Consider the following 7412-nt stretch of genomic DNA (forward strand, 5'->3'; position numbering starts at 1 on the left):
TCAGGCCGGGGGGGCACGCCCCCCTCTGGCCTGCCGGCCATCTCCCCCACGAGGGGGGAGATCAGCAGCTTCTTTCGACCGCGCCTCTCTTGCAACGTTTGAGACTGGCGAAAGCCTTCACGACATCCAATCTCCCCCCTCGTGGGGGAGATGTCCGGTAGGACAGAGGGGGGCGTGCCCCGCTGCCTGCCGCAATCCGGGAGCCATCCTTGCCAGCTGAAGCCGCATCCCCCGTCCTGCTTGCCGTCGAAGGCGTCACCAAGCATTTCGCCGGCGTCACCGCGCTGAACGAGGTTTCGCTCGACATCCATCCCGGCGAAATCCTCGGCCTGCTTGGCGAAAACGGCGCCGGAAAATCGACGCTGTTGAAAATCCTGTCCGGCGTCATGCCGCCGTCCAGCGGCCGCATCACCTTCGACGGCGCCGACTATCAGCCGGCGAGCCCGCAGGACGCCAAGCGGCTGGGCATCGTCACCATCTACCAGGAGCTCAGCCTGATCCCGACGCTGACCGTGGCGGAGAACATCTTCATCGGCCGCGCGCCGACCGGGCCGCTTGGCCTGGTGAGCTGGCGCAGGATGGAGCAGGATTCCCGCGCCATCATTGCCCGCGTCGGTCTTTCCATCGACCCGATGACGCCGGTGTCGGCGCTGTCGGTGGCCGAACAGCAACTGGTCGAGATCGCCCGCGCACTGTCGCTGAAAAGCCGGCTGATCATCATGGACGAACCGACCTCGGCGCTGACCGAGACCGAGGTGCAGCGGCTGCTGTCGATCATGGACCGGCTGCGCAAGGACAAGGTCGCCATCATGTTCGTCACCCACCGGCTGGAGGAGGCATCCGCCATCTGCGACCGCATGACGGTGCTGCGCGACGGCAGGCTGGCGGGGCATCTCGAGCGTCAGGGCGGGCCGATCAAGCTGCCCGCCATCATCGAGAAGATGGTCGGCCGCGCCGCTTCCGAACTTTACGCGCGGCCCGCCCAACGCGCGGTGGCCGGCGATGTGGTGCTGTCCGTGCGGGGCTTGCGCACCGTGCGCGACCCCGAGGCGCCGCATGCCATCGTGCTCGACGGCGTCGACATCGACCTCAAGGCCGGCGAGATACTCGGCGTTGCCGGGCTCGTCGGCTCGGGCCGCACGGAGCTCGCCCGCGCCATTTTCGGCGCCGACCGCATCGCGGCGGGCACGATCACGCTCGACGGCAAGGAAATAGCACCCGCATCGCCGGCCGACGCCATCAAGCTCGGCATCGGCCTGGTGCCGGAGGACCGCAAGCACCAGGCGATCTTCGCAGCCCTTGGTATATTGCCGAATTTCTCCGTCGCCTCGCTTGGGCGCTTCAGCAACGGCTTCGGCTTCATGGCCGAGCGGCGCGAGCGCGACGCGCTGTCGGGTTTCCGCAAAATGCTGTCGATCCGCATGGCCTCGGCCGAGCAGGCGATCGAGGGCCTGTCGGGCGGCAACCAGCAGAAGGTGATCCTGGCGCGCTGGCTGGCGCGCGACCCGAAAGTGCTTGTTGTCGACGAGCCGACGCGCGGCGTCGATGTCGGCGCCAAGGCGGAGGTCCACCAGATCCTGGTGCAACTGGCAGCGCGGGGCATCGCGGTGATGATGATCTCGTCCGAACTGCCCGAGGTGCTGGCGGTGTCGGACCGCATCGTCACCATGCGCAAGGGGCGCATCACCGGGCAGATGCCAGGCGTCGAGGCAAACGAGGAAAGACTGATGGAATTGATGGCGCTCGACAGGCAGGATACGCCGGCACAGGACGCGGGGGGACAGGCACGATGAGCATCGCCGAGGAACAGAACCAGCGCGGCGGCGTGACGATCGCGCGGCTTTTGATGAGCTTCGGGCCGCTGCTGTTCCTGGCCGCCCTCGTGGTCGTCTTCACCGTGCTGAAGCCGAGCTTCATCGACCCGATCAACCTGTTCAACATCACGCGCCAGATCTCGATCACCGGGCTGATCGCGCTCGGCATGACCTTCGTCATCCTCACCGCCGGCATCGATCTTTCGGTCGGCTCGCTGCTCGCCTTCTGCGGCATGGTGGCGGCCGTGGTCGCCAAGGGCGGCACCGCCAATACGCTGTCGCTGTCGACATCAGGCACGCAGGGCTATGGCTGGTTCGCGGCGCTGCTGGCCGCCGTCGTGGTCGGCGCTCTCGCCGGCGGCGTGCAGGGGTTCGCCATCACGAGGCTGAAAGTACCGCCCTTCGTCGTCACGCTGGGCGGGCTGACGGTGTTTCGCGGGCTGACGCTGACCATCTCCAATGGCGGCCCGATCTCCGGCTTCGATGCCTCCATGCGCTGGTTCGGCACAGGGCTGATCGGCCCGGTGCCGGTGCCGGCGCTGATCTTCGCCATCGCCGCCATATTGTGCCACATCGTGCTGCGCTACACCCGCTATGGCCGTGCCGTCTACGCCGTCGGCGGCAATGCCGAAGCGGCACGGCTGTCGGGCCTGCGCGTCGACCGCATCCTGGTCTCGGTCTATGTCATCGTCGGCTTCTTCGCCGGGCTTGCCGCCTTCGTGCTGTCGGCCAGGCTGAATTCTTCCGAAGCGGTCGCCGGCATCGGCTACGAGCTGACCGTGATCTCGGCCGTCGTCATCGGCGGCACCTCGCTGTTCGGCGGCATCGGCTCGGTCGGCGGCACGGTGGTGGGGGCTGCCCTGATCGGCGTGCTGCAGAACGGGCTGCAGTTCAACAACGTGTCGTCCTACACGCAAAGCATCGTCATCGGCCTGATCCTGATCCTGGCGGTGGCGTTCGATCGCTGGCTGAAGTCGCGGGTGAGACGGTAGGGGTGCGCGGCACCATGGCCGCGTGCAGCGGATGCGCGGCCAGTTCCCGGCCCGGTTGCAAAACATCGGCGCCTTGCTAGAAAGGCTTGGGCGGGTGGCGTCATGAGGAATGCTCATGGTTGCCGACATCATCAGACCGATCAGCTTGAGTTTTTCGCTGCTGCGGCGGTTCTGGCCGCAGCTCGTGGCACTGGTGCTGGCCGGGGTGCTGGCCGGCGATCTCCTCATGCAAGTGGCGGCCAAGGTGGCGCTCGCCAACCATTTCGCCGGGCTTGCCATGCTCACCCTGGTGGCGCTGGCGCAACTGGTGGTGACGGTGGCGATGTTCCATGTGCTGCGGCCGGGCCTGCCTAATGTGCTGGCCGCGCAGCGCGGCGCGGACAAGGCCGCCGAGAGCAAAGTCGCTGGCAACGAGGCGAGCGATGCCGACCGGCGCGGCTCGCGGCTGGTGCGCATGATCACCATCGCGCTGCTGCCGTTCTTCGCCTACTACGCCGCCTGGGGATTTCTTGGCGACATCGTGCGGCAGTATTCGCGCGCCTCGCTCGACCAGGCCGGTTTCGGCCAGAGCGGCAATGTGCTCGACGTGCTCGATTCGCGCTGGCTGCTGATTTCGGTCGCCGTTTCCTGGCTGATCCGCCGGCTGGCCAAATTCATGCAGACGAAGACGACAGCAACGTCGTTCTGGCAGATCGTCGTGGTGATCTGCGAGACCAACTGGATCTTCGTCGGCCTCTACGTCATCAGCCGCTGGAAGGACAGTGCGCTGCAATGGCTGATGAGCCGCAATTTCTGGTCCGTGCTGCAGGCGTCCATCGATGGGCTGGCGAGCCCGGTACCGGTCGCGACGGCCGCACCAGTGGTGACGGCGACGAGCGCCGCACCAGTGGTGCCGGTCGAGATCACCTCGATCACGGCCTCGATGGTGGCGGTCAGTCTGTTCTTCTACATGCTTTTGCCGCTGATCTGGCTGGTCATGGCGGCGCTGATCTACGGCTATGAGGTGCGCGACGAGGCGGCGCTGATGCGGGTCAACAGCCGCGTCGAGCGGTTCGGCCAGCGCTATGCCGGACTGCCGAAATTCCTGCGCGACTTCGTCGAGCATTTCATCGCCGGCTACCGTTCGCGCTACCTGCCGATCGCCAATGGCGTGCGGCTGACGGTGAGTTCCAGCCTGGTGCTGCTGTGCACGCTGATCGTCGGCTACCGCCTGCTCGACTGGGGCGCCGCCTGGCTGTGGCTTGGCGCGACAAGGCTGATCGGCCCGCACGAGCTCGACGTCTGGCAGATCCTTTCGCATGGGGTGACGCTGCTGTTCGGCAGTCCCTTCCAGGATTCCTCCACCGGCATCCTGATCGAGCCGATCAGGATCTGTTTTCTCGCCGCCGTGCTGGAGACGGCGTTCTCGCTGTCGAAGGGGGCGGGGAATGGAGTTAGTGAAGCCGCGGCGTAGGCGTGCGTTCCTCTCCCCGTATAGTGACGGGGAGAAAGTAGCTATTTCGGCGGCCTTTGAAAACGCAGGTACCACGGCCGCTCGCTGCCCAGGCCGACGGCCGGGCGGATGGTTTTCACCGCGTCCTCGGGCACGATGAAAGTGTCGCCGACGGTGATGACGTCGCCTTTTCTGGCGCCGGAGAAGATCGCCTGGGCGCAGTTCATCGCGCCCTCCGGCAGGCTGACGCCGGAGATGAAATCGGGCAGCCAGCGACGGCCGGCGGCGTCGGTCAGCATCAGCTTGCAGCCCAGCCATTGTTTACGCAGGTCCGGGTCGCCGATGGTCACGGTGAAGGTGGCGATGACGGCGAAGGCGTGGTCGGGCAGGCGGCCGGCCTTGCCGCCGCGCAAATCGGCCAGCTTCCAGCCGCTGCCGCCGAACGGCACGGACTGGCCGAACTCGACATCCCTGGCGATGAGGTCCTCGCCATGCAGCCATTCGCGCACGCTGTCATAACTGGTCTCGGCCAGTGTCAGCGGCAGCAAGATGGCGAGCGCCAACAAGCCGCCCCGGCGCCATTTTCGCTCGGCTTGCGGGTCGACGGCCGGTTCCGTCGAAACGGCGCTCATGTCTTGCCCTGCGGTGTCTGGCCCTGCGATGTCTGGCCCGGCGCGGCATCGAGGTCGAATTCCGGCAGGATGTCGGACGGCTGGCCGTCAGCGCCGGTCGGCAGCGCATCGAGGCTGATACGGGCCTGCGCGTCGAGCGGGCCGAACTGGCGCGCGGCGATCAGCAGCCTGGCGCCGCGGATCTGGTCCGATGGCACTTCGAAGACGAACAGGCCGCGTTTGTCCAGGCCCGGATCGACGCCGTGCGGCGGCATGTCCTGGCGGTAGCCCAGCCGCTCCGTCTGGTGATAGCGCAACCCGGTCGGGCCTTGCCAGGTGCCGTCGGCCACCGCCGTGGAAGCGCCGGTCGCGGTGAGGCTTGTCGTCGCCACCACCCACAGGCCGCTGGTCGTCAAAAGCTTTTCCTGGCCGAACTGGCTGGCCTTGAGCTGGCGCGCGAAGATCACCTTGTCGAGCCTGACAGCGAAGCTGCGCGCGCGCACCGTGTCGTTCATCGCGCCATCGATGGGAATTGGTGCGGTGAGGTCGGCATAATGCGGCTTCGTCACCTGCATGCCGTAGCTCAGCGCCACGGTCGCGCAAAGGACCGCCAGATTGCCAAGCACGCGTATCCTCATGAGCCGCTCCCCGGCTGCCCGATCGCCGGCTGCCCAGTCGCCGGCAGGTCGGTGACCGGCAAGGTGACGGTGCCGAGCCGGTAGGGATTGTACCAGCCGGGCGTGCCATGGAGATTGTCGCGCGGCTTGAAGATCTCGGCGGTGACGCCGAAGGCGAGATTTGCCGGCACGGCGTTGTCGCCGGCAAGCGGCCAGACATAGGCCATACGCTCGGTCATCCCCGGATGCAGTTCCGGCGTCATCGTGGAATCGCGTGTCAACACGATCATCGGCGAGGAGTCGGGCAGGACAATGCCGTCCGGCGTGAAGACGTTGAAATAGCCCTTGTCGGATTGCGCGGTGCGGTTGGTCATGTCGACTTCCAGCACCAGCGCCTTCTGGCCTGGCTTCAGCGGCACGCCATGGACCCCGGCATGGCTGACATAGGCACGCACCGGCTGCAGGCGCCAGCGTCCGGCGTCGATGACGGCGTCTGGCGGCAATTGCGGTGGACCATGGGCGGGCAGGGCGCCAAACGCCCCCATCACGCCGGCGACAAACAAGGCGGCGATGGTTCCCGCGCCGGCCGTTATCCAGGTCTGAATTTTTGAGCGGGCGGTCTTGAACATTCCAAACCATGCACGTCGAACGAACAGCCACCCACCCGCAATCTAGGAAGAAAAGGCAGGGATTGGAACCCGCAAATGGCTGGTCCAGCCGTGCCGAGCCTCAGGCTGCTTCGAGCGCCCAGAGATGATGGCCGTAGCGACGGAAGAAGCGCGCGACGAGACGCTGCTCTTTCGCCCTGGCGAGATCAGGCAAGCGCCGTTCCTGGCGCCAGCGCGGCATGTTGCGCCAGCCGGCGATGAAACGGGCAGCATCCTCGATGGCTTCATGCGCCGACAGCGCCGGGCCGATCGCGGCCAGGAACAGAGGCTCCGACTGCTTCATTTCGTCGATGACGGCCTTGCGCCTGAAATGATCGAGACGGGCTTGCGCGATGCCGTTGCGGCGGATCGCCTCGAAGGCTTCGAGCAAAGCGGGACTGTCGCCGGTGTAACCGCAGGCGCGGGCGAAATCGGCGGCATCCATTCTTGCTCCCGCATCCAGGCGCGGGTCATTCCACGCCGACTCACATATGCAAGTCATATATAAGCATAACTCAAACAGGCATAGAAGAAAGACTTTTGGAGGAGTTTGGAAACTGCGACTCGACTCCCGCTTCAAAACACGGGAAGATAGGAACAAATCAGAAACAAAAGGACAGGGGATGATGGCGTTGCCGGGCAGGGAAGCAGTGATCGCGCAGGTCGCCTCGCTGTCGGTCGAGTGCGCCGATTGCGGCCGCAACAGGTGGTGGCGGCCCGATCAGTTGAAGCGCTTCGGGGTCAACGGGAACACGCCGCTGGCCGCGTTGTCGGGCCGCATCGTCTGCTCGGCCTGCCGTGCCGACGGGCTGCCAGGCACGGCGGTCTCGATCCAGGCAGCGTTCATCGACGAGCGCCAGCGCGTGCGCAGCGAGGCACGGATGCTGGGCGATCGTGAGGTGCTGGTGGAGGCGAGGCGGGCTTGAGCAAAGGACGTGCCGTCATGGACGATTTCGCCAACATTGTGACGCGATGCGGCAACCCAGCACCTTCTCCCCGTCACTATACGGGGAGAAGGTGCCGGCAGGCGGATGAGGGGCGGCGCTGATTTGGCGGAATTGAACTTCTATTCTGATGGTGCGAGGGAGTTTGCAAGCTTGGTCGTTTTCTTTGAGGTGGCATTCGAGACGCCACTTGCCGAAATCTTGGTGCTGCCCCTCATTGTCCTGCCGGTGTCCAGCCGATAGATGGGTAACAGATTGAACCGGATACATAGGTAACAGTTCTCCCCCTATGCATCCGCCGCAGCGCCAAGCGGTTTGGTTGGCGCGGCGCTGCGGCGGACGAGCTTCATACGTC

The 7412-nt window shown here is 65.8% G+C and carries 9 protein-coding genes; 4 read left to right on the top strand and 5 right to left on the bottom strand.

All coding sequences use genetic code 11. The features are described from left to right. Positions 1-209 precede the first annotated feature (209 nt). The 3 genes from EN861_RS30585 to EN861_RS30595 all read left to right on the top strand — a co-directional run bounded on the left by EN861_RS30585 (position 210) and on the right by EN861_RS30595 (position 4259). Entirely contained in the window at positions 210-1793 is a 1584-nt protein-coding gene (locus tag EN861_RS30585; RefSeq protein ID WP_135867407.1) for a sugar ABC transporter ATP-binding protein, read from the top strand. Then, positions 1790-2806 carry an ABC transporter permease gene (locus EN861_RS30590; protein ID WP_127278997.1) on the top strand — a complete coding sequence of 339 codons (1017 nt, stop codon included), beginning with the start codon at positions 1790-1792 and terminating at the stop codon, positions 2804-2806. Before EN861_RS30585 ends, EN861_RS30590 begins: the two co-directional genes overlap by 4 nt. 115 nt (positions 2807-2921) lie before the next feature. Then, positions 2922-4259, top strand: a complete 1338-nt coding sequence (locus EN861_RS30595; RefSeq protein ID WP_135867408.1) for a hypothetical protein — start codon at positions 2922-2924, stop codon at positions 4257-4259. A gap of 41 nt (positions 4260-4300) precedes the next feature. On the opposite strand, the gene EN861_RS30600 is transcribed toward EN861_RS30595, so the two are convergent. The 4 genes from EN861_RS30600 to EN861_RS30615 all read right to left on the bottom strand — a co-directional run bounded on the left by EN861_RS30600 (position 4301) and on the right by EN861_RS30615 (position 6558). After that, positions 4301-4870, bottom strand: coding sequence for a hypothetical protein (locus EN861_RS30600; RefSeq protein ID WP_135867409.1), 570 nt, complete (start codon positions 4868-4870; stop codon positions 4301-4303). Beyond that, positions 4867-5487 carry a hypothetical protein gene (locus EN861_RS30605; RefSeq protein ID WP_135867410.1) on the bottom strand — a complete coding sequence of 207 codons (621 nt, stop codon included), beginning with the start codon at positions 5485-5487 and terminating at the stop codon, positions 4867-4869. Before EN861_RS30605 ends, EN861_RS30600 begins: the two co-directional genes overlap by 4 nt. After that, positions 5484-6095, bottom strand: coding sequence for a hypothetical protein (locus EN861_RS30610; RefSeq protein ID WP_135867411.1), 612 nt, complete (start codon positions 6093-6095; stop codon positions 5484-5486). The genes EN861_RS30605 and EN861_RS30610 overlap by 4 nt, the downstream gene beginning before the upstream one ends. A 100-nt stretch (positions 6096-6195) precedes the next feature. Continuing rightward, the gene (locus EN861_RS30615) at positions 6196-6558 is read right to left on the bottom strand and encodes a hypothetical protein (protein WP_127279002.1); all 363 of its coding nucleotides are present in this window, start codon (positions 6556-6558) and stop codon (positions 6196-6198) included. A gap of 181 nt (positions 6559-6739) precedes the next feature. On the opposite strand from EN861_RS30615, the gene EN861_RS30620 reads away from it, so the two are divergent. After that, positions 6740-7039 carry a hypothetical protein gene (locus EN861_RS30620; RefSeq protein WP_135867423.1) on the top strand — a complete coding sequence of 100 codons (300 nt, stop codon included), beginning with the start codon at positions 6740-6742 and terminating at the stop codon, positions 7037-7039. Between the two features lie 15 nt (positions 7040-7054). Here EN861_RS30620 and EN861_RS35900 read toward each other — a convergent pair. After that, a partial coding sequence (locus EN861_RS35900) for a hypothetical protein (protein WP_210235200.1) occupies positions 7055-7412 on the bottom strand: 358 nt, incomplete at its 5' end.

It is taken from the genome of Mesorhizobium sp. M8A.F.Ca.ET.218.01.1.1 (assembly GCF_004791165.1).
In the GTDB taxonomy this organism is placed as follows: Bacteria; Pseudomonadota; Alphaproteobacteria; order Rhizobiales; family Rhizobiaceae; genus Mesorhizobium.